The organism is Chryseobacterium sp. KACC 21268 (assembly GCA_028736075.1).
In the GTDB taxonomy this organism is placed as follows: Bacteria; Bacteroidota; Bacteroidia; order Flavobacteriales; family Weeksellaceae; genus Epilithonimonas.
The window spans coordinates 1,156,393-1,177,295 of sequence record CP117875.1; the positions used below are offsets into that span (position 1 = coordinate 1,156,393).

The window sequence follows — 20,903 nt, forward strand, 5'->3', positions numbered from 1 at the left end:
AATATCTATTTTTCAATAGCCGGTTTTTTAGTGCCCAATTTTAACTATCAATCTAACTAACTTATATGAAAAAATCTTTATCAATTCTATCCATTCTACTGGGTATTTCGGCTTCCGCACAAGTCAATGTGGCAGCAACTGCCGGAACTGCAACCGCAACGTACACTACGGTGAAAGGTGCTTTTGATGCCATCAATGCAGGGACGCACCAAGGTGTCATCAACATAACAATTACGGCTAATACCAATGAAACTGCAACGGCGGCTCTCAACAGAAGTACTGGAAATTCCAGCTTCACATCGGTGTCTTTGAAGCCTGCAGCTGGCGTTACAGCTACAATTACAAATGCTACAACAGCAGGTCCAGTTTTCAGAATCTTGGGAAGTAATGTGACGATCGACGGAAGTAATAATGGAACCGACAGCAGAAACCTATCTATTGTAAATGGTTTTGCTACAGGTTCTGTGGTGGTCACAATGGGATCTTCTGATGCTGCAAATCCACTTAGCAATGTTACTTTGAAAAATACCACCATCATCAATGGTGTGAAGACTGCAGGAAGCGGGATCATCGTGAGCAATACGGCTGGAGCACAATCTGCGGGATATTTTAATAACATCAGACTGGAGAACAACTCTATTCAAAGATCTTATCAAGGGATTTATATGATTGCCACGTCGCTTGTAGGTAATGGCGCAGGCTCTGTCATTACTAAAAATGACATCTCAGCAAGCGGAGAAAATTCGAACAGACTTATGGGGATTTATCTTGGCGGAACAGATGGCGTGACGGTCTCTGCTAACAAAATAGGAAACTTTGACACGGCGAACAATGAATCGAAAAGAGGAATTTGGCTGGCTGTCAATACAATGAATTCCACGGTGAGCGATAATATCATTGATAATATTGGGGTAAATAATTTGGCAGGAGGCAGCGCGACAGGAATTCAGATCTTTACCAATGCAGGAGCAGGAAATGTACCTTCGGCAAACAAGATCCTTAGAAATAAAATTACAAACCTTTTCAGCAGCGGACTCAATAGTTCTGTTACTGGAATCAGTTTGGGTGGAAGTACGGTTGGAACGGTCATTAGCCAAAATACCATCAATAATCTTCTGAATACAAAAGGAGGATCATCAACAGGACTGGGAGCAGAAGGCATCACCTTGAATACTGGTACGGCTTCCAATACTTTGGTGAGTAACAACTTCATCTCAAAGGTTTCGAGTTTTGGAGCATCATTTTCTGGAAGCACGGGCGGGATTCTCATCAACGCAGGTTCTGGATATAAGGTCTATAACAACTCGGTGTATTTGACAGAAACTCAGAATGACGGGACAAGCAAAGGCCTTCCCATTGCACTTAGCATCACCAGTGTAACCGCTACTGCAGCCATAGACCTTAGAAATAATATTTTCGTTACAAATCTCGCAGATAGTTCTGTGCCAGCTTATGCGACGTCGATTTATTTTAGCACTTTGTTTGCCAACACAGATCCGAAGGTCATCTTTTCTAATTTTGACAATAATATTTTCTACAGCAGCAGCAATCTGGCTATTCTATCGGTCACAACAACACCTACGGTTTTAACTAATATCACTGAGCTACAAACGACTTATGGAAGTAATGCCAATTCTCTAAGAGCACTCCCAAAATTTGTTTCTGATACAAATCTTCACATTACCGAAACATCGGAAAGCCTAGAGATCGATAACAAAGGTGTTGCTTTAACGGAGGTTCCAACGGATATTGATGGAACAACGAGAAACGAAACAACTCCAGATATTGGTGCAGATGAATTCACTGTCGCTACAATGGCGGTAAATGACGGTGCTAACAGATCAAAGATCCAAGTTTATCCTAATCCCGTAAATGATGTTTTGACAGTTTCTTCTGACAAAAAAGTAAGCAACATCTCAGTTTACAATGTTGGAGGACAATTGATCTCAGAAGTTAATCATTCTAATGTCATCAACCTTACTAAGCTGTCCTCAGGTGTTTATTTCGTAAAAACAGTTGTAGAAGGGAAAGTCGAAATGACCAAAGTGATCAAAAAATAAATTTAATTCATCATAATTTTTTAATTGAAGGCGAGACTGATCTGATCGAAAGGTCTCGTTTTTATTCTTGATGATCATTACAGTTTTTATAATTAATATGAAGAAAATTTTCACCATTCTAGCGGTTTCATTTGGTCTGATATTGAGTTTCGCCCAGTGGAATCCGACAACCTTCAAAGGGACAAGAACCAAGGAAACGAAAGCAACCAATTTCTATTCTCTTGACCTTGATGTCATCAGAACAAAACTTGCAACAGCACAGCCAACGGGAAGACACAATCAGCCAACGATCATTGAGTTGCCAACTTTGGACGGACAAATAGAACAATTTGAAGTTTACAGTTTACCAGTCGTAGCAAAATCTCTGGCAGAACGGTACCAATTGGGTTCTTATGTTGGATCGAAAGTCGGCGATCCTACAACTTATGTGAGATTTAGCGTTTCGCCGTATGATCTGCAATCGATGATGTTTAGAAATGGCCAGTACGAATTCATTGAACCATTAAACAAAGAAAAAACAGTCTACGGCGCCTTTCCAAAAAGTGAAAGACAAAGTGGAGATCACGCTTTTTCCTGCTCAACGTCCGAATCTCCTCAAAGTCAAAATGAAATTGACCAATTATCCAAAGTATCAAATTTTTCTAATATAGCAACCGACTTCAGCAAATCAAGTGGTCAAAAGTACAGAACCTATAGACTGGCAATTTCTGTCACTGGAGAGTATACGCAATATTTTGGTGGTGTAGCCCAGGCTTTTTCTGCGATCAATGCAACCATTACACGTGTGAATGCGGTCTTCGAAAAGGATTTTGCGATCCACTTGGATTTGCAGGACTTTCCGCAATTGATTTTCATCAATCCAGCGACCGATCCGTATTCTACAGCCAATACAGGCGTAGGCGGCGCGTGGAATCGTGAAGTGCAGCAGACTTTGACATCTCTGGTTGGGAATGAAGCTTACGATGTTGGTCATCTATTCACAAGATCTGGCGGTTCTGGCAATGCCGGAGACGTAGGAAATGTGTGCCGAAATCCGTCCAACGGTAATGATACGACCTCAAAAGGAGCAGCCTACAGTGCGCCAAGAGCAGGTAGTGGTCCGCAAGGTGACTTTTTTGACATCGATCTGGTAGCGCACGAGATGGGACATCAGTTTGGTGCCGATCACACTTATTCTTTTGATATTCAGCAGTCACCCAATCAAACGGCGCATATGGAACCGGGCTCAGGTTCTACGATCATGAGCTATGCCGGAATTACCAATGTGGATGTTCAAAGTTACCGCGATGCATATTATCATACGAGAAGTATAGAGCAGGTTCAGACTTATATCAATTCTCAAAGTTGTGGAACAATTTCAAATATAAATAACAATCCACCCGTCGTAGCGGCTTTGCCAAACAAGACCATTCCAAAGGGAACTGCCTTTGTTTTAGCAGCCAATGCCACAGATGCTGAGAATGATCCTTTGACCTACAATTGGGAGCAATACGATCTGGCAACTTCAGCAATTACAACGGTCACAGGAGATAACACGACAGGTCCGAAATTCAGATCTCGTGTAGCTTCTCCGTCACCAAGCAGATATTTCCCAAGATTGAGTAATGTGATTAATGGTAACTTATCAAGCGCCACAGACTGGGAAGCGGTTTCCAATGTTGCGAGAACTATGAACTTCAAAGTTATGGTCAGAGATAACAATCCAGATGTCACGCAGCAGCAGACTGCCATCGGTTCTCAGATGATAACTGTTGGCAATGATGGTCCTTTCAAAATGACCACTGTAAAAGTTTATAATAATGTCGCAAGTCCCATCAATTGGGATGTTGTGAACACGAATCTTGCACCCTACAATGTCTCGAATGTCAAAATCGATTATTCCTTAGACCAAGGTTTGACCTGGAATGTCTTGTCAGCTTCGACGCCTAATGATGGATCTGAAACGTTGGATTTCTCAGCGGTTTCTGCCAATCAGAATATTGTGCTTAGAATTTCGGCTGTTGATAATGTGTTTTATGCTTTAGGCAAAGTTGCTGTTTCAAATGTCTTGGCTTGTGATGGAACTGCGCCAACAAGTTTATTAGCAAATAATATTACACAGACTTCTGCGAATATAGATTGGGATATGATCGCCAATGCAACTTATACATTGAGATACAAAAAATCGACAGAAAGTAATTGGACAGTTGTCAATAACATCACTGCAAATCAATATGCGTTGTCGCAATTAGCAATCAATACTTCGTACGATGTAAATGTTGCGGCGGTTTGCAGCGGTACAGTTGGAAATTATTCAAACATTACCTTTTTCACGAGTGCTTACAATTATTGTTCAGCAGGTTCCACTTATCTGATGTCTGAGAAAATTGCCAATATCACTTTTGCTGATATTAATAATAATTCCACATCCAACGCAGGTTACGAAGATTTTTCTAATGTCATCGGAAATGTAACGCCAGGTCAAATCTACAATTTCACAGCATCTTCCACCACGGGTTCTGGGGATTATGACCAAGTAATCGTTTGGATCGACCTCAATCAGGATGGCGATTTCGATGATGCGGGAGAGAAAGTTTTGACCACCAATTTCAACACTTCGCCTTGGAAAGGTGTCATTACGATTCCATCAACAATCAAAGCTGGAAGGACAAAAATGAGAGTAAGGCTTTACGGCGCGATCTCAAATCCGAATACAACACCGTGTGGCAATTCCTATTACGGTCAGGTGGAAGATTACAGTTTGAATATTGGAACCTTGGCTGTTTCGGACGTCAATAACGTTTCATTCAAATATTATCCGAATCCCGTGAAAGATATTTTGACAATTACAAGTAGCGACAAAGTCAATTCGATTTCAATTTATAATATTGCTGGACAATTGCTCAAAACAAACAACAACTCCAATACGATTGATATGAGTACACTATCTACTGGAATCTATTTAATTAAGACGAATATTGGAAGTGAGATACAAACCTTCAAAGTCATCAGGAAATAATTTTTATAATTGTGTTTTTTAATCGAAACGAGGCTGATCCTATTGGAAAAGCCTCGTTTTTTTATTTGTTACTGCTTTGTGAAATTGTATGTTTTGCCATTCTGCAAAAGCTGCATCTCATTCTTTTCCGGGAAGAAATTGATCTTGATTCCAGCCTTTTCGAATTTGAATTGATATTTCTCAACAAGTTCCAAAGGAAACTCTGCTTGGCCTTTTCCCTGTGCAAATAATTTGTCGTCGTTCACAAAGATCTTCAGATCCAAAGGAATATCTGGTGAAGTGTAATTACCGATGTATTTCTTAAGTTCTCCATTGTAAGACGCCGTTTCTTTGTCATTTTCAAATTTCGGAAATTCAACATCTTCGTCGTAGATGATATTCAGAACGCCGATGGATAGTGTGTTGTGCGGATAATTTTCGCCGTTGATGATCATCGAGATCGAGTAGTCTTCTTTCTTACTGTATGACGTAACAGCGTGTGAGCCAACCGTGTCGCCGCCGTGACCAAATGAAACCTGATTGTAGAAAGGTATAGGCATTATTCCCAATCCAAATATCGTTTTAGATCCAGGCTTCGGCATCATCTTGTCCAGAGTTTCTTTCTTCACAAATTTCCCATTGAATAAGGCATTGATAAAGATATTCAGATCATTTGGCGTAGATACAATATCGCCCACACCAATGCAATTATGAAAGTCGAAATCCTCCACTTCTTTCCAGGTACCGTTTTCATTTTCATATCCTTTAAAAACATTTTTCGGATCATCAAGCACGGAAAAAGTATTTTTCATTCCTGCTTTGCTTGTGATATTTTCTTTCAACAAAACGTTGTAAGGTTTCTTTGCCACTTTCTCCAAAATCCTGCTCAATAAATAATAGCCAGAATTGGAATATCTGGTTTTCTCACCAGGCTGAAATTCCACACCTTGAGCGTTGATCGTATCACGAATAACTTTGTCACCAACCGATTTTTTGAACAGCCATTGGTAATGTTCGCCGGCATAATCACCTAATCCGCTTGTGTGATTCAGCATTGTTTCTATCGTGATATTATCCGCATTTGGAGCGTTTGGATAATATTTGGAAAGCTTGTCTGTCAGATTCAGTTTTCCTTTTTCCACTTGCTGCATCAGCATAATCGCGGTGAATAACTTACTGACCGAACCAATCTGATAACGCGTGTCAGAATCCCATTTTACATTCGGTAATTGATCTTGCCCAAAGTCTCTTTTGTAAACTTCGTTTCCTTTTCTGAAGATGGAAATACTGCCAATGCTTTGTTTGTTCTGAGTGAGATAATTGAAATAATCATCCAGTTTCGCCGTATTGATCTCACGATTTCCGATGTCTTTTAGTTTCTCATCTTTCGGGTTTGATTTTTCGGTACTATTATTTTTGAAAAAATTCATAGGGAAGGAGCGACCTCTTTGTGTGAATGTTCCTTCAAAATGGTCTGTTTTGAATTGTCCTTTGTAGGAAGCGTCCAATTCATTCATTTCAAAAATAAGTTCATTATTGGTGAACTCGGTCTTATCAACCGTAATGATCTTGTCACTTTGTTTTGGACTTCTTGCGGAAGAAGTGTAACTGTTATTTTCTTTTTTAACATTAAAGATCAGAGGCAGTTGCGTTCCACCAAGGTCGAGTTCGCCTTTCCAAGAACCTGTTAAATCTTGGGCGTAAAAAGTCTGTGCTAATAAAATCAGCAACAATAGTAGTTTGGTTTTCATATGTAATTGTTTATGGTTTTTTCAAGTCGTATGCAATCGCCCAAACGTTTTAAGGAAAATCTACAGGCAGCGATTTCATAAAATAATAGTTGAATTAAAAGATGGTCTGGCTAATAATTGTTGTAATAAGAGACACAACTGCGAAGATTACAATGTGCTGCCATTTTTTGATATTGGTAGCCGTTTTGAACCCATTGTAATAAAGCACGATATTGTAAACTAGAAAGGGAAGTGTTATACATCCTGCCACAGCTACTATGATCAGATCCAGCATTTCGATTTTTGCGAAGTTTCCTGCTAAAGACGAAATGTTTCTGTTAGCTTCTTTCACAAAAGGCAGAGCCATCATCGGCATCGTAATGATCAATGGAATCTGCGAAATCAAAACTGTATTGAAGATGTCGATGATTCTGGATCTTTTATTAAAAAATTTGGCAAGAATGATTAAAACTACGATTGCAAAAATGTAGCTCAAAGAATTGATCCAGACAATGTCCCAAATGGTTTGACCTTCTTCTAATATTGATAAGTGGAAGATGCTGTCATTGATCATTCCTGCATAAAAACAACCGAAGAAATTGAGAATGAAGAAGATGATTCCAATTAACAACAGCTTTTTCTCATCAAATTTCTCAAACGGATTAAAAATAGTTTTCCAGATCATAGCTTTTAGTTTTGAAGTTTTTTCACTTTCTCAATGAGGTCATCCATTTTGTTTCTCATCGTGGGATAGGAGAGTTCAGCCTGCTTTGCCATTTCCTTGATGCTTCCGCTTGAAAGAAAAAAGTTGAGGATAAAATCCTGATCGTCGCGACTTAGTTTGAGAAGAACAGGAAGTTCGTAATCACCATTTACTTGGGTCGCACAGGACGGACATTTCATTTGGCTTACATTCAGCGTATGATCGCAGCTTGGACAAACGATTGGAAGTTTCATTTCTTTAATTTTGTTTTACAAATGTAATAATTATTTTAACAAAGTTAAATATTTTTTTAATTTTATTAAAATTTACCTAAGATTAATGCATAAAAAAACTTCCACGAATGGAAGTCTATATTTTAAAAAAAGTTCTAGTAAGCAATTTTACTTGTGATTAATATGTTTGAGATCGGATTTTACATATTCACTGTAGCTTCCTTGGGAATAAACTTTTTGTTGTGTGATTCCCAATTTTGTAGTCGTTGGTTTCCAATAATTTTGTTCAAATTTTTTGGTAAGGGTAATTGAGCAAAGCGGACTTTTGGTGGTGATTTTTAGTTTTACCGTTTTGATGTAATTGATGTCAGAAAAAAAGAACTGAGGGATTTTTTCTGAAGATTCCTGATTGTCTCCGTTCACGTAAGTCACTGTCCATCTGTAAAGATAATCATTGGAATTCTCGTTTGGAAAAAAGGAAATGACAGTTTCTGTGACTTTTACATCTTTAAAATCATCAATCAGGATTCCACAACTATTTTGTGCAACACTTTGTTTCTGGTCTACAACGTCTATTACTTTCTCACATTGCAATGGTCCTTGATTGGTCAAGACAGAGACCGAAAGTGTAGTTTTTCCAATGCCAGTCGCTTTTACAGTTACTTGACTGCTTTTATTATTGCCGTCAATTTTAAGATTATTCTCACCAGAAGATTTCCAGAAATAACATTCTTCACACTGTGCTTTGGAATCTACTGAGAAAGAGGCGGATTCATTTGGATTGATTGAACTGTTTCCTACAATAGTACATTGCCCAAAGGAAATGGTTGCCATAAATCCGGCAGCCAGAGTCAAAAAATTTTTCATCTGTTCGTGTTTTTTGCAAAGGTAATGCAAAATTTATACCTGAATCACGCCCAAATTGAATTTTTCTGTAATTGGAGAATGGTTAGCAGCTTCGATTCCCATACTGATCCACTTTCTGGTATCAACGGGATTGATAATTGCATCTGTCCACAGCCTTGCAGCGGCGTATGTCGGCTGGGTCTGCCTTGTGTAATCTTTCAATATTCTGTCTAGCAACTCTTTTCTATCTTCATCGGTAATTTCTTTCCCTTGTTTTTTTAATGCAGATTCTTGGATTTGAAGTAATACTTTTCCAGCTTGTGAACCTCCCATCACCGCAAGTTCTGCCCACGGCCACGCAACGATCAGTCTAGGATCGTAGGCTTTTCCGCACATCGCGTAATTTCCTGCGCCATAAGAATTACCGGTAATGATCGTGAATTTTGGAACTACGGAATTCGCTACCGCATTTACCATTTTTGCACCATCTTTTATGATTCCGCCTTGTTCAGACTTTGAACCAACCATAAAGCCTGTCACATCCTGCAGAAACACCAAAGGGATTTTTCTCTGATTACAATTAGCAATGAAGCGCGTCGCCTTATCTGCAGAGTCAGAATAGATCACACCTCCAAACTGCATCTCACCTTTTCCACTTTTCACCAGTTTTCTTTGATTGGCAACTATTCCAACGCTCCATCCGTCAACTCTTGCGGTGCAGCAGATGATGCTTTTGCCATAGTCTGGTTTGTACTCTTCGTATTCAGAATTATCAACAAGGCATTTTATAATTTCCAAAGTGTCATATTGTTCAGATCTGATGGCAGGCATTATTCCAAAGAGGTTATCAGGATTTTCTTTTGGTGGAGCACTTTCTATTCGGTCAAATCCGGCTTTGTCAAAATCACCTAGCGACTTCATAATATTTTTAATTCGATCCAAAGCATCTTTATCATCTTTAGCTTTGTAATCTGTAACGCCAGAGATTTCGCAGTGAGTTGTTGCTCCGCCAAGTGATTCATTATCAATATTTTCGCCGATCGCAGCTTTCACCAGATAGCTCCCTGCCAGGAAAATACTTCCTGTTTTGTCAACGATCATCGCTTCATCACTCATAATGGGCAGATACGCGCCACCAGCCACACAGCTTCCCATAATTGCTGAAATTTGAACAATTCCAGAGGAACTCATCTTGGCATTGTTTCGGAAGATCCGTCCAAACATTTCTTTGTCGGGAAAGATTTCGTCCTGCATCGGCAGAAAAACGCCGGCAGAATCAACAAGATAAATGATTGGCAGACGGTTTTCCATCGCAATTTCCTGCGCTCTTAGATTTTTCTTTCCGGTAATTGGAAACCAGGCGCCAGCTTTCACCGTAGCATCATTGGCAACTACGATGCACTGCCTTCCAGAAACATATCCCATCATCACAACCACGCCGCCAGCAGGACATCCACCTTGCTCCTCATACATTTCGTAACCAGCAAATGCGCCAATTTCTATAGATTCAGAATTTTTATCGAAAAGATATTCCAATCTTTCTCGGACAGTCATTTTTCCTTGGTCACGTTGTTTTTGGAGCGATTTTTCGCCGCCGCCCAATTTGATCTTTGCCAAGGTTTTCTTGATGTCAGAATATTTCAGTTTGTTGATATCTTCTCTTTTGTTGAATTCTAAATCCATTTTGATTTTCTTTGGCTCTAAAGATAAAATATTTTAAATAATCACAAAGCAGAAAAGCTAATTCTTGCATTTAGAATTTGATATAAAATATAATTCTCTTTTCTGCGTTGTTAATTTAAATACAATAAATTTTTAGTTAGTTTATGTTATTTTGATAAGTTCTTTATTAAAAGATCCGTATAATCCAATTATGCGGATTTTTTATGCTCAAATTCGTAGCATATCTCAGTTTTAGACATAAAACCTGCAATATTTATCCTAATTTTGCAGACTGAAAATCAATCGTTCCAATGAAGAATTCTTATTTGCTGAGGTTGCACTTTATCGTGTTTTTATGGGGTTTTACAGCTATTCTTGGGAAGTTGATTCTCGCTGAGGCTCAGGTTCTCGTTTTCTACAGAATGATGTTCGCTGCGATTTTTCTTTATTTATATATTAGATTGATCAAAAAAGAAAGTATCAAAGTTTCAAAAAACCTCTTATTTCAGTTGGTAGCAATAGGTAGCGTAATGGCTTTTCACTGGCTTTTCTTTTTCCAGTCCATCAAAGTTTCAAATGTTTCGATTGCTTTGTCGTGCCTTTCATTGTCAACATTATTTGCATCATTGATAGAGCCCTTGGTGTACCGCAGAAAGCCAGATTGGGTGGAAGTGATCATCGGACTTATTATCGTAGTCTGTATTTCGCTGATTTTCAATGCGGAACTTAAATATAAAGAAGGAATCATCTACGGAGTTCTGTGTGCATTTTGCGGGACAATATTTTCTGTCTTTAATGGAAAGATCTTCGGGAAAACCAGTTCTGGAAATATTATTTTTTATGAGATTGCCGGCGGATGGTTGATTATCAGTTTGTTTTTTCTTTTTACAGGACAAATTTCTTCCGTCAGCGAAATAAGTTATACCGATATTGCGTTAGTATTATTGCTGGCTTCTGTCTTCACGGCATACCCAATGTTTGAAAGTGTGAAACTGATGAAATTCATTTCGCCTTTTACATTGATCCTGACAGTGAATTTGGAACCGGTTTACGGGATTATATTAGCTTTTTTTATCTTTGGAGCATCAGAGCATATGAGTCCTGTTTTTTATGGTGCTTCGTTCGTTATGATTGCGTCTATCGTAGTCAACGGGGTCATCAAATCAAAAAGAAAAAAGGAAGTTGCCCTTACAGAAACTGAAACTCTGTAAACACAAATTAATGAAAAGAATTTTATTTTTTTTACTGATCATTTCAACCCAATTTTCTGATGCACAGATCATCAGAAAATATTCCAATGAGTTCCTGAATATTGGAGCAGGTGCCAGAGGTCTTGCTATGGGTGGTGCAGTGGTTTCCAATCAGGATGATGTCTATTCTCCAATGTGGAATCCAGCTGGTTTGATGAAAATTGACACCGACTGGCAGGTTGCAGCAATGCACGCAGAGTATTTCGAATCCATAGCCAAATACGATTATATTTCTTATGCTAAACCTCTGGATTACGGAAATGGGGTATTTGCAATCTCACTCGTAAGATTAGGCGTTGATAATATCCTAAACACTACACAATTAATTGACTCTGAAGGGAATATTGATTATGATAAAATCAGTTCTTTTTCCACATCAGATTACGCGGCTTTATTTTCCTATGCTTTTCATCCAAACGGCAATCAGAAGTTAGATGTTGGAGCAACAGCAAAAGTGGTTTACAGAAATGTTGGCAAATTTGCCAGTGGTTATGGTTTTGGATTTGATGTCGGTGCAATCTATCATTCAGACACGGATTGGAACTACGGTTTTATGCTGAGAGATGCCACTACAACGGTCAATTTTTGGACCATCAATCAAAAGGAATTATCTGCAGTGGTAAATGGGGAAGAGTTCAACCCAGCTCCCACAGATAAAATGGAGATCACAATGCCAAAGCTGAATCTTGGTGTCAGCAAAACCTTTGAGTTTAGTAGAGATTTAAAATTATTGCCGGAAGCTGGGGTTAATATAGATTTTGCGAAAACGGCTGCATTAGTTTCTACGGATTTTGCCAGCATTACGCCTTATGCCGGTGGCGAATTGATATTTCAGGATATGATTTTCGTAAGATTGGGACTCAATAGGTTTCAAACGATTTCTGATATCGAGGATCTGAAGCGTAAAGTTTCTTTCCAGCCGAGTGCGGGAATTGGAATCAAATATAAAGGTCTAACTTTGGACTATGCAATCACCAACTCCGGAATCGGTGGTTCCAATTTCTACTCTAATTTCTTTTCTTTGAAATTGGATATGCAAGGTTTTAGAAACTAATTAAATTACAGTTTTCATTATGAAAAAAATAGCAAGCTTACTTTCAATCATATTAATGACATTGATAAAAGCACAGGCCGTTTCTGATTACAGATATATTTTGGTTCCGGCAGAACTGAGTGATTTCAAAGAGAACAAATCATATGGTTTGGATACGATTCTTGAAAATTCTCTAAAAGGAAAAAAATATACGATTCTTTCGGAGAACAAATCCACCTGGCCAGCAGACGCCCTTGGAAATCCTTGCAAAGTTTTGACTGCTGATATTTTGAATGATAAAAGTATGTTCAGAAACAAGATCATCCTGCAGTTCAAAGATTGTAACAATCAAGTGATTTTGGCGGAAAAAGCTAGCAGTTCAATAAAAGAATTTGAACCTGGTTACAAAGATGCTTTGAAGTTGGCTTTAGGTAAGATTCCCGTATCTAATCCATCTTCAAAAATTGAAAATCTTGCTGATGTAAAACCTCAAGAGACCATCAAACCACAGGAAACAGTAAAACAGCAGGATGCTATCAAAACTGTAGAGGAAACAAAGCCAAAAGAAACCAGTGCTCAAACTTCCACTGCTCAAAGATATACAAAAGGTAATCTGTCCTTGCAAAAGATCCAGATTGCAGAAGATCAATTCATTTTGGTAGATGGAAACAGTTCTGTGCCTTTTGCAACGTTCAAATCTACTGCTAAGAAAGATGTTTACAGAGTGAAATTAGGCTCAGGAGAATCCACGATCGGTTACTATGAAAATGGAAATATCATCATCGAAATGCCAAAAAGCAATGGCGAATTTTCCAACGAAATTTTCACCGCTAATTAGTTGGGTAAGATTTTAATTAATAAAATAGAAAAAGGTCAGAAGCAATTCTGACCTTTTTTATTTTTAAATATTTATTTATTCGGTTGCGGCGTGTAGCGCAAATATGGTTTGATGACCTTCACACCTTTCACAAATTTTTTCTCCGCATCTTCCTGAGAAACTGCCGGTGGAATGATGACATCATCGCCGTCTTTCCAATCTACTGGTGTTGCAACACCGTAGCCATCCACCAATTGTAGAGAATCTAAAACCCTCAATATTTCAGTGAAATTTCGGCCTGTAGATGCAGGATATGTGATGATCAACCGTACTTTTTTATTTGGGTCGATGATGAGTAGGGACCTCACGGTCAATGAGGCGTTGGCGTTGGGATGGATGAAATCATACAACTCAGAAACTTTTTTGTCCTGATCGGCAATGATGGGGAATTCAACTTCTGTATTTTGAGTTTCGTTGATGTCAAGGACCCAACCTTTGTGATTCTCGATTCCATCGACGCTCAAGGCAATTACTTTTGTATTTCTTTTATCAAATTCTGGTTTCAGTTCTGATGTTTTGCCAAGTTCCGTGGTGCAAACCGGTGTGTAATCTGCAGGATGTGAGAATAAGATTCCCCAAGAATCACCTAGGTAATCGTAAAAGTTAAGTTTTCCAAGACTGCTTTCTGCATCGAAATCCGGAGCGGTGTCACCAAGTTTTATAGACATATTTTAATATTTTTTTGATTAATGGATAACAAATTTAATAAATAAAATTTCAATTCATACTAGATTAGTATTATTTATTTTTAACAATAAAAAAACCATTCAGAAAATTCTAAATGGTTTTAATATTTTAGGCAAAAGCTGAATTAAAATGTTCCAACTTTACTGTCATCGATGTTATATTTTGCAATAACTTCCTCGTAAGACATTTTTCTGATATCCTCAACGTTGGCATTTTTTCCAAAAACAGCAGGTACCAATACCACTCTGAATCTTTGATTGTTCAAATACTTCGGCGTCGTGCTGATGTCATAAGTTCCACCTGCGTAGATCAGGAAATCATTTTTTGTAAAATCGAAATCATAGTCCAATTCTCCTTGCTCCAAGTAAAGTGTTCTTGGGATTGGCTGCCAAACTACAGCACCGTTTTCGGTTCCAGCTTGTCTGTAGATCACTACATAATCTTGGTCCAATAAAGGATTGTTGAATGATTGACTAAAAAACCAACCATCTGTAGCATTAAATGTGAAATTTACATTAAGGTCATATACTGCAGGATAATCCACTTCAACATTTACATAATCGTCGTCGTCATCTTTACAGCTAAAGATAAATATACTGGAAATCAGTATCAATAAAAGGGGAAGGAACTTTTTCATAAGTTTAAAGTATTTACGTTATAAATTTTATTACAAATAACAGACCATAAAAATAGCCATTTTCAGCGGAATTAATATCTTTATGGAAAGTTTCTAAAATTTTAGATATCAAAAAAATGAAAAGGTTAAGTCTTATAATAATAACTTTTATTTCACAGTTTTATTTCCCTCAATACCAACCAAAAAATCTTTCCAGTTCCGATCTCAAAAAAGCAAAAGATTGGGTTGATAAAACCTACAATGCGCTTTCACAAGAGGAAAAACTTGGTCAGCTTTTCATCGTTGCACTTTACACGAATAAGGATGAAGCGCACATCAACCAAATCCGAAATATCGTTTTGAATGATAAGATCGGTGGATTGATTTTGATGCAAGACGATGCAACGAGAGAAATTAATTTGGTCAACGAATTTCAGTCCAAGTCAAAAGTGCCTTTGATGATTGGGATGGATGCAGAATGGGGCGTTTTCCAGAGGATTGCAAAAGCACACAAATATCCTTGGGCAATTACGTTGGGAGCGATTCAGGATAAAAATCTGATTCACGATATGGCATCCAAAATTGCTGAAGATTGCAAGCGAATGGGCATCAATTGGGATTTTGCGCCCGTTGTAGATGTGAATACGAATCCAAACAATCCAATCATCGGCAACAGAAGTTTCGGTTCTGATGTCAATAATGTCTTGAGTTCCGCTTTGGCATATTCCAACGGTTTGCAGGACAACAAAGTGCTGGGAGCAATTAAGCATTTTCCTGGTCACGGCGATACGGACAAAGATTCCCACTTGGATTTGCCAGTCGTTTCCCACAATATGGAACGATTGGAAAAAACTGAACTTGCACCTTTCAAAGCATTGATGGACAAAGGAATTGGTGGCGTAATGGTCGCGCATCTATACGTTCCAAGTCTTGAAAGCGAGAAAGGAATTCCAGCGTCGATTTCCAAAAAAATCATCACTGGATTGTTGAAAGAAAAATATGGCTACAAAGGTTTGATTATTACCGATGCGCTCAATATGGGCGCGGTGGCGAACAAATTCAAAGCGGGAGAATTGGATGCGTTGGCTTTCAAAGCCGGGAACGATATTATGTTGTTTTCGCAGGATGTTGCGACCGGAAAAAGATTGATTCAGAAAGCGATTGATAATAAAGAAATTTCACAAAATAGAGTAGAGGAGAGCGTGAAGAAAATTCTCTTGACCAAATATTTTCTAGGTCTTGATAAATATTCCAACGTCAATCCGGAAAATATAAACGAAGATTTGAACAACGCTTCACATTCCGAAATCGTTCAAAAAATGTACGCCAGCGCTTTAACATTAATTAAAGATGACAAAAAACTGTTGCCTCTCAATTGCAAAGAAACTTATTATTATGTTCCATTGGAAGAAGCGCCTTACGAAACTTTCGTCAATCAATTGAATACAGAAACAACGGTGATTCTAAAAAAAGCTTCGGAAATCAATTCAATTCCAGCAAACTCAAAAGTGATTGTCGGTTTTCACAAAGACAATTCGACAGCTTACAAACCTTATAAAATTTCGGATTCAAGCAAAAAGATTCTTTCAGATTTAAACAAAAATCAAACTGTGATTCTGGACGTTTTCGGAAGTCCGTACGCTTTGAAAGATATTGATATTTCTAAAGTTTCCACAGTCTTAGTTTCTTACGAAAATAATGACGACGCGATGAAAGCCACAGCCAACGGACTTTTAGGTCAAACTAAAATCTGGGGAAGACTTCCGGTTTTGGTAAACGACAATTTAAAATTCGGAATGGGAATGGATATTGACGCTAAAATCCCAACCAATCAAACCGATAGAAAAAATAGTTCGGAAACGAAGAATTCTAAGGTGCGAATTGAGTAAATTTAAGCAATAAAAAAACTTTAAAGATTTTCTCGCAGATTTTACAAATCACGCTGATTTTATTTTTTAAATCTGCCAAATTTGCAAAATTTGCAAAATCTGCGAGAATTAAAATACAAGAATCTTTTGTGGTTCAAAAACAAATAGTAAAAATGAAAATAGGAATACTTTGCTATCCAACTTACGGCGGAAGCGGAATTGTGGCAACGGAATTAGGAATGAGTCTGGCCGACAAAGGTTATGAAGTTCATTTCATAAGTTCTGCATTGCCAGCGCGTTTGGACGTTACCAATCCGAACATTTTCTTCCACAAAGTGAATGTTCAGACTTATCCGCTGTTCCAGTACCAGCCTTACGATATCGCCTTGTCATCGATGATTTATCGCGTTGTCAACCTTTACAAATTGGATATTTTGCACGCGCATTATGCGATTCCTTACGCTTACGCCGCATTTACGGCGAAGCAAATGTTGAAGGCAGAACACAAAGATGTGCCTTTGGTGACGACGCTTCACGGGACAGATATTACCTTGGTTGGCCAACATCCAAGCTACAAACACGCTGTAGAATTCTCTATCAATCAGAGTGATGCAATTACCTCGGTTTCCGAAAGTCTTAAGAAAGATACACTTCAGTTCTTTAATATTCACAAAGAGATTCAGGTAATTACCAATTTTATTGATAATTCGGTTTTTGATGATTGTACTACTTGTCAGCGTGAGCAATTTGCAACCGACGATGAAAAAATATTAATTCACGTTTCCAATCTCCGTCCTGTAAAAAGAATTCAGGATGTTTTGGAGATTTTCAAAAATGTCAATAAGAAAGTCAAATCAAAACTCATCATCATCGGAGAAGGTCCGGAAATGGAGAAAATCAACCAGTTTCTGGAAGAAAATCCAGAATTGATTGGTAAAATAAAATTACTTGGAAAAGTCAACGACCTTTATAGGATTCTACAACTTTCAGACGTCTTTCTTTTACCTTCCGAGCAGGAAAGTTTCGGATTGGCGGCTTTGGAAGCGATGGCTGCAAAAACGCCGGTAATCAGCAGTAATGCGGGTGGAATTCCGGAAGTTAATATCCAAGGTGAAACCGGATTTTTGGCTGAAATCGGAAATGTGGAAGCGATGTCCAATTACTGCATCAAACTTTTGAGCAACGAAGACCTTCTTGCCGAAATGAAAAAGAATTCGAAAGCACAAGCACTGAAATTCGACCTCAAAAATATCCTTCCAATCTACATCGAAATGTACGAAACGACGATTGCGAAGTTTGAAGAAGCGAAGTTGATTGGCGCTGGGAATTAAATAGAATTTTAATGAAAAGAATTGGTTTTTTAATCTTGATTTTTAGTGTAATTTCTTGCTCCAACAAATACAAAAATTATTATAATCTTCACAGACTAAAGCCTAAAGACTTTGAAACGAAGACTTCAATATCAAATAAAAATAAAGATTTAATTTATATTTATTCTTTTAATAATAATATCTTAAATAAAGAAATTAATGGCTTTGAAAGTTTAACTTTCAATAAAATAACGGGAGAAAAGATTTATATCAAGACCGAAGAAAAAAACAGAAAGAAATATACTTTTTCGAATAATCCGTCAATGAATTTTAGAGAATTTGATTTTATTCTTCAAAATTATTTAGATGGAAATTTGGAATATTTACTTTCTTTAGAAGATTCTTTCAGTAGTTCTGAAGTTGGTTCTTATTTTTATATTTTCGATTTTGAAAAACATAAAGTTTATAAGATTAATGCTATTGCTTTTGATAATAAAGGAAAGTTAATTCAATAAAAATTTTTGTAAAATTTAAGAATTTTATAACTTAACCCTTTCGAAGTCACGTACTTTGAAAGGGTTTTTGTTTAACAGAAGTCAAGACACAAATGAATGAAGAAATATTACAATATCTCTGGAATTTTAAAAAATTCCGGCGTTTCGATTTTGTTTCCGTGGATGGAAAGAATATCGAAATCTTAGACTTTGGCGAATGGAATAAGAATTCGGGTCCGGATTTTCTCTTCGCTAAGATTAAAATTGAAAATATCATTTTCGCCGGAAACATCGAGATTCACACCAAAGCTTCCGATTGGTTTTTCCACAATCATTCCGGAAATCCCGAATTTGGGAATCTGATTCTTCACGCTGTTTACATCAACGATTGCGAAATTCCTGAATTGGAAAACCAACAAATTCCGACCTTGGAACTTAAAGCTTATATTGATGAAACCTTGATTCAGAAACATCAGAATTTGAGGGAAAAACATTCGTTTATTCCTTGCGAGAATTTGTTTGATAAAGATAAAATACCATTGTTTTTTGAGGAAGAAGTTTTGCTGAAAAAATTGGATTTCAAATCTGAAGCTTTGGAATTATCCTTAAAGAAAAATCAAAATAATTATGAAGCGGTTTTATTCCAACAATTGGCTTATACGTTTGGATTGAAAGTCAACGCGGAAATTTTCCTACAGTTAGCTGAAAGTCTTGACTTTTCCGTCATTCAAAAAATCAAACAGAATAAAGTTCAGTTGGAAGCTTTGCTATTCGGGATTTGTAATTTTCTGGATGAGCCAAAAGATGAAATGATGAAAGTCTGGAAACGGGAATTTGATTTTCTGAAAGTGAAATTTAATTTATCGGAAGTTAGAATCAATCCAAAATTCTCAAAACTCCGTCCACCAAATTTCCCGACAATTCGGCTTTCCCAATTGGCGAATCTTTATCATTCTCAGCCCAATCTTTTTTCGAAGATTATTGAAGCGAAAACGATTGATGATCTGTATTTGATTTTCGAAGAGGTTTCGGCTTCGGAATATTGGGACAATCATTTTAATTTTGGGAAAATTTCGCCGGTTGAAAGTCAGAAATTGTTGAGCAAAGATTTTATCGATTTGATTATCATTAATGCGATTCTTCCCATCAAATATTTCTATCAAAAAAACCATAATCCGGAAATTGTAGATGATATTTTTGAATTCTACAAACAGCTGAAATCGGAGAAGAATTCTGTTCTGGATGGATGGAAAAACTTGGGTGTGAAATTTGAAAATGCTTTGCAGACACAGGCTTTTCTTTACCAATACAAAACATTTTGCACTCAGAAAAAATGCTTAAATTGCAGTATTGGTTTTCAGTTGTTGAAGAGCCAAGATTAAAGTAATAAATCCAAAATGAAAGAGCCAATTGTAATCAACGGAATGCGCCACAAAATGGAACGAGAATGGTTTGGCGTACTCACAAGATACGGAACCAAACTCGGAATTCCTGTTTCGAAACTGCGTGTTTTCTTTATTTATTCCACGTTTGCGACGGCTGGGATTTTCTTTTTGTTTTATCTTGGATTGGCTTTTATGCTCTGGATTAAGGATTGTATTGTGACGAAGAGACCGAGTGTTTTTGATTTGTAGATTTTGAATTTTTCTTTATAATATAGTAATTGCTTACAAAAACTAATATGAAAAAACTATTTCTACTAATAGTACTTTTAGTATTTTATTTAAATAACGCTCAAGTTAACAGATTTATATATGAACTTAAATTTGTTCGTGATACGATTGCTAAAACTTCTTTTATAAATGTTCTTTTTCTAGATGTTAATAATAAGGATGTGAAATTCTATTACCAAGAATTGTATGAAGAAGATTCTGTTCAAAGAGTAACAAAAAACTACAGTTCGGGTATTACACTAGGTAGTAGTTTGATGCTAAAGCGAAGTGTAAATAGTTTTGATAATGAAAATTATGTTTTCATTGATACAGATTATTATAAGTATAATTCAAATGATAAATTGAAGTGGGAAATATTACCAGAAACCAAAACTCAAAAAGAATACACTTTGCAAAAAGCAAAAGCCGAGTTTGGAGGCAGAAAATGGACAGCGTGGTTTTGTAAAGATGTACCAATCAATCAGGGTCCGTATAAATTTCAAGGTTTACCAGGATTAATCTTCCAGATTGAGGATAATCAAAAACATTATTTTTTCAATCTAACTGAAATTAAAAAATTAGATTCACCTTATGATACAACAAGAATATTAGAAACTAATTTCGGTAAGAAAGCGATTCCAATCACACTTAAAAAATATAATGAACTTCTATCAAATGCCTATTATAATCCATATTCTGAGATAAGAACAAAATTTTCAAAAGGTGAAGATTATACTTTTTCTGCTTATGGGAAAGAAATTAAAACAACAAAGGATTTGGATGAGTTAAGAAAAGTAATCCAAAGCAGTAAGCGGAAAAATTACAATCCTATAGAAATTGATAAAGCTATCGAATACAAGGAATAAAAAAACTCCGGTTGAATTTTCAATCGGAGTTGTATTTTG

Annotated in this window: 18 protein-coding genes; 11 read left to right on the forward strand and 7 right to left on the reverse strand. The window is 37.1% G+C overall.

All coding sequences use genetic code 11. The features are described 5' to 3' along the window. Positions 1-65 precede the first annotated feature (65 nt). Entirely contained in the window at positions 66-2,060 is a 1,995-nt protein-coding gene (locus PQ459_05530) for a T9SS type A sorting domain-containing protein (GenBank protein ID WDF47941.1), read from the forward strand. A gap of 97 nt (positions 2,061-2,157) precedes the next feature. Next, positions 2,158-5,058, forward strand: a complete 2,901-nt coding sequence (locus tag PQ459_05535; GenBank protein WDF47942.1) for a M12 family metallo-peptidase — start codon at positions 2,158-2,160, stop codon at positions 5,056-5,058. Between the two features lie 68 nt (positions 5,059-5,126). Here PQ459_05535 and PQ459_05540 read toward each other — a convergent pair whose 3' ends face one another. From PQ459_05540 to PQ459_05560, 5 genes are all read right to left on the reverse strand, one after another. Continuing rightward, the gene (locus tag PQ459_05540) at positions 5,127-6,788 is read right to left on the reverse strand and encodes a serine hydrolase (GenBank protein ID WDF47943.1); all 1,662 of its coding nucleotides are present in this window, start codon (positions 6,786-6,788) and stop codon (positions 5,127-5,129) included. Positions 6,789-6,882: 94 nt separating this feature from the next. Beyond that, the gene (locus PQ459_05545) at positions 6,883-7,452 is read right to left on the reverse strand and encodes a YIP1 family protein (protein WDF47944.1); all 570 of its coding nucleotides are present in this window, start codon (positions 7,450-7,452) and stop codon (positions 6,883-6,885) included. Between the two features lie 5 nt (positions 7,453-7,457). Continuing rightward, positions 7,458-7,724 (reverse strand): DUF2089 family protein, encoded by a 267-nt coding sequence (locus PQ459_05550; GenBank protein WDF47945.1) that lies wholly within the window; start codon positions 7,722-7,724, stop codon positions 7,458-7,460. Between the two features lie 147 nt (positions 7,725-7,871). Continuing rightward, a complete protein-coding gene (locus tag PQ459_05555) occupies positions 7,872-8,570 on the reverse strand; it encodes a hypothetical protein (protein ID WDF47946.1) in 699 nt (232 codons plus the stop codon). Between the two features lie 33 nt (positions 8,571-8,603). Beyond that, on the reverse strand, positions 8,604-10,232 hold the full coding sequence (locus PQ459_05560) for a carboxyl transferase domain-containing protein (GenBank protein WDF47947.1): 1,629 nt from the start codon (positions 10,230-10,232) through the stop codon (positions 8,604-8,606). Between the two features lie 290 nt (positions 10,233-10,522). On the opposite strand from PQ459_05560, the gene PQ459_05565 reads away from it, so the two are divergent. Genes PQ459_05565 through PQ459_05575 form a run of 3 tightly spaced genes read left to right on the forward strand, consistent with a single transcriptional unit; the run spans position 10,523 to position 13,332 of the window. Continuing rightward, the gene (locus PQ459_05565) at positions 10,523-11,422 is read left to right on the forward strand and encodes a DMT family transporter (GenBank protein ID WDF47948.1); all 900 of its coding nucleotides are present in this window, start codon (positions 10,523-10,525) and stop codon (positions 11,420-11,422) included. Between the two features lie 10 nt (positions 11,423-11,432). Continuing rightward, a complete protein-coding gene (locus PQ459_05570) occupies positions 11,433-12,515 on the forward strand; it encodes a PorV/PorQ family protein (GenBank protein ID WDF47949.1) in 1,083 nt (360 codons plus the stop codon). Between the two features lie 19 nt (positions 12,516-12,534). Beyond that, positions 12,535-13,332: a hypothetical protein gene (locus PQ459_05575; protein WDF47950.1), complete on the forward strand. Its 798-nt coding sequence runs from the start codon at positions 12,535-12,537 to the stop codon at positions 13,330-13,332. 71 nt (positions 13,333-13,403) lie between these two features. Here PQ459_05575 and PQ459_05580 read toward each other — a convergent pair whose 3' ends face one another. Together PQ459_05580 and PQ459_05585 are read right to left on the reverse strand one after the other, a co-directional pair. Beyond that, complete coding sequence (locus tag PQ459_05580) at positions 13,404-14,039, reverse strand: peroxiredoxin (protein WDF47951.1); 636 nt, start codon at positions 14,037-14,039, stop codon at positions 13,404-13,406. A gap of 143 nt (positions 14,040-14,182) precedes the next feature. Further along, positions 14,183-14,695, reverse strand: a complete 513-nt coding sequence (locus tag PQ459_05585) for a hypothetical protein (protein WDF47952.1) — start codon at positions 14,693-14,695, stop codon at positions 14,183-14,185. Between the two features lie 116 nt (positions 14,696-14,811). Here PQ459_05585 and PQ459_05590 point away from each other — a divergent pair, with 116 nt between their 5' ends. The 6 genes from PQ459_05590 to PQ459_05615 all read left to right on the forward strand — a co-directional run bounded on the left by PQ459_05590 (position 14,812) and on the right by PQ459_05615 (position 20,864). After that, the gene (locus tag PQ459_05590; GenBank protein WDF47953.1) at positions 14,812-16,563 is read left to right on the forward strand and encodes a glycoside hydrolase family 3 protein; all 1,752 of its coding nucleotides are present in this window, start codon (positions 14,812-14,814) and stop codon (positions 16,561-16,563) included. 152 nt (positions 16,564-16,715) lie between these two features. Further along, positions 16,716-17,873: an N-acetyl-alpha-D-glucosaminyl L-malate synthase BshA gene (gene bshA, locus PQ459_05595; GenBank protein ID WDF47954.1), complete on the forward strand. Its 1,158-nt coding sequence runs from the start codon at positions 16,716-16,718 to the stop codon at positions 17,871-17,873. Positions 17,874-17,884: 11 nt separating this feature from the next. Continuing rightward, a complete protein-coding gene (locus PQ459_05600) occupies positions 17,885-18,367 on the forward strand; it encodes a hypothetical protein (protein ID WDF47955.1) in 483 nt (160 codons plus the stop codon). Positions 18,368-18,459: 92 nt separating this feature from the next. Beyond that, positions 18,460-19,728, forward strand: coding sequence for a DUF2851 family protein (locus tag PQ459_05605; GenBank protein ID WDF47956.1), 1,269 nt, complete (start codon positions 18,460-18,462; stop codon positions 19,726-19,728). Between the two features lie 15 nt (positions 19,729-19,743). Further along, positions 19,744-19,980: a PspC family transcriptional regulator gene (locus tag PQ459_05610; GenBank protein WDF47957.1), complete on the forward strand. Its 237-nt coding sequence runs from the start codon at positions 19,744-19,746 to the stop codon at positions 19,978-19,980. A gap of 47 nt (positions 19,981-20,027) precedes the next feature. Continuing rightward, positions 20,028-20,864 (forward strand): GLPGLI family protein, encoded by an 837-nt coding sequence (locus PQ459_05615; GenBank protein ID WDF47958.1) that lies wholly within the window; start codon positions 20,028-20,030, stop codon positions 20,862-20,864. Positions 20,865-20,903: the final 39 nt, after the last annotated feature.

Bases quoted from the DNA above. Each gene is read 5' to 3' on its own strand.
- PQ459_05530 (WDF47941.1), top strand. From the start codon at position 66: ATGAAAAAATCTTTATCAATTCTATCCATTCTACTGGGTATTTCGGCT.
- PQ459_05535 (WDF47942.1), top strand. From the start codon at position 2,158: ATGAAGAAAATTTTCACCATTCTAGCGGTTTCATTTGGTCTGATATTG.
- PQ459_05540 (WDF47943.1), bottom strand. From the start codon at position 6,788: ATGAAAACCAAACTACTATTGTTGCTGATTTTATTAGCACAGACTTTT.
- PQ459_05545 (WDF47944.1), bottom strand. From the start codon at position 7,452: ATGATCTGGAAAACTATTTTTAATCCGTTTGAGAAATTTGATGAGAAA.
- PQ459_05550 (WDF47945.1), bottom strand. From the start codon at position 7,724: ATGAAACTTCCAATCGTTTGTCCAAGCTGCGATCATACGCTGAATGTA.
- PQ459_05555 (WDF47946.1), bottom strand. From the start codon at position 8,570: ATGAAAAATTTTTTGACTCTGGCTGCCGGATTTATGGCAACCATTTCC.
- PQ459_05560 (WDF47947.1), bottom strand. From the start codon at position 10,232: ATGGATTTAGAATTCAACAAAAGAGAAGATATCAACAAACTGAAATAT.
- PQ459_05565 (WDF47948.1), top strand. From the start codon at position 10,523: ATGAAGAATTCTTATTTGCTGAGGTTGCACTTTATCGTGTTTTTATGG.
- PQ459_05570 (WDF47949.1), top strand. From the start codon at position 11,433: ATGAAAAGAATTTTATTTTTTTTACTGATCATTTCAACCCAATTTTCT.
- PQ459_05575 (WDF47950.1), top strand. From the start codon at position 12,535: ATGAAAAAAATAGCAAGCTTACTTTCAATCATATTAATGACATTGATA.
- PQ459_05580 (WDF47951.1), bottom strand. From the start codon at position 14,039: ATGTCTATAAAACTTGGTGACACCGCTCCGGATTTCGATGCAGAAAGC.
- PQ459_05585 (WDF47952.1), bottom strand. From the start codon at position 14,695: ATGAAAAAGTTCCTTCCCCTTTTATTGATACTGATTTCCAGTATATTT.
- PQ459_05590 (WDF47953.1), top strand. From the start codon at position 14,812: ATGAAAAGGTTAAGTCTTATAATAATAACTTTTATTTCACAGTTTTAT.
- bshA (WDF47954.1), top strand. From the start codon at position 16,716: ATGAAAATAGGAATACTTTGCTATCCAACTTACGGCGGAAGCGGAATT.
- PQ459_05600 (WDF47955.1), top strand. From the start codon at position 17,885: ATGAAAAGAATTGGTTTTTTAATCTTGATTTTTAGTGTAATTTCTTGC.
- PQ459_05605 (WDF47956.1), top strand. From the start codon at position 18,460: ATGAATGAAGAAATATTACAATATCTCTGGAATTTTAAAAAATTCCGG.
- PQ459_05610 (WDF47957.1), top strand. From the start codon at position 19,744: ATGAAAGAGCCAATTGTAATCAACGGAATGCGCCACAAAATGGAACGA.
- PQ459_05615 (WDF47958.1), top strand. From the start codon at position 20,028: ATGAAAAAACTATTTCTACTAATAGTACTTTTAGTATTTTATTTAAAT.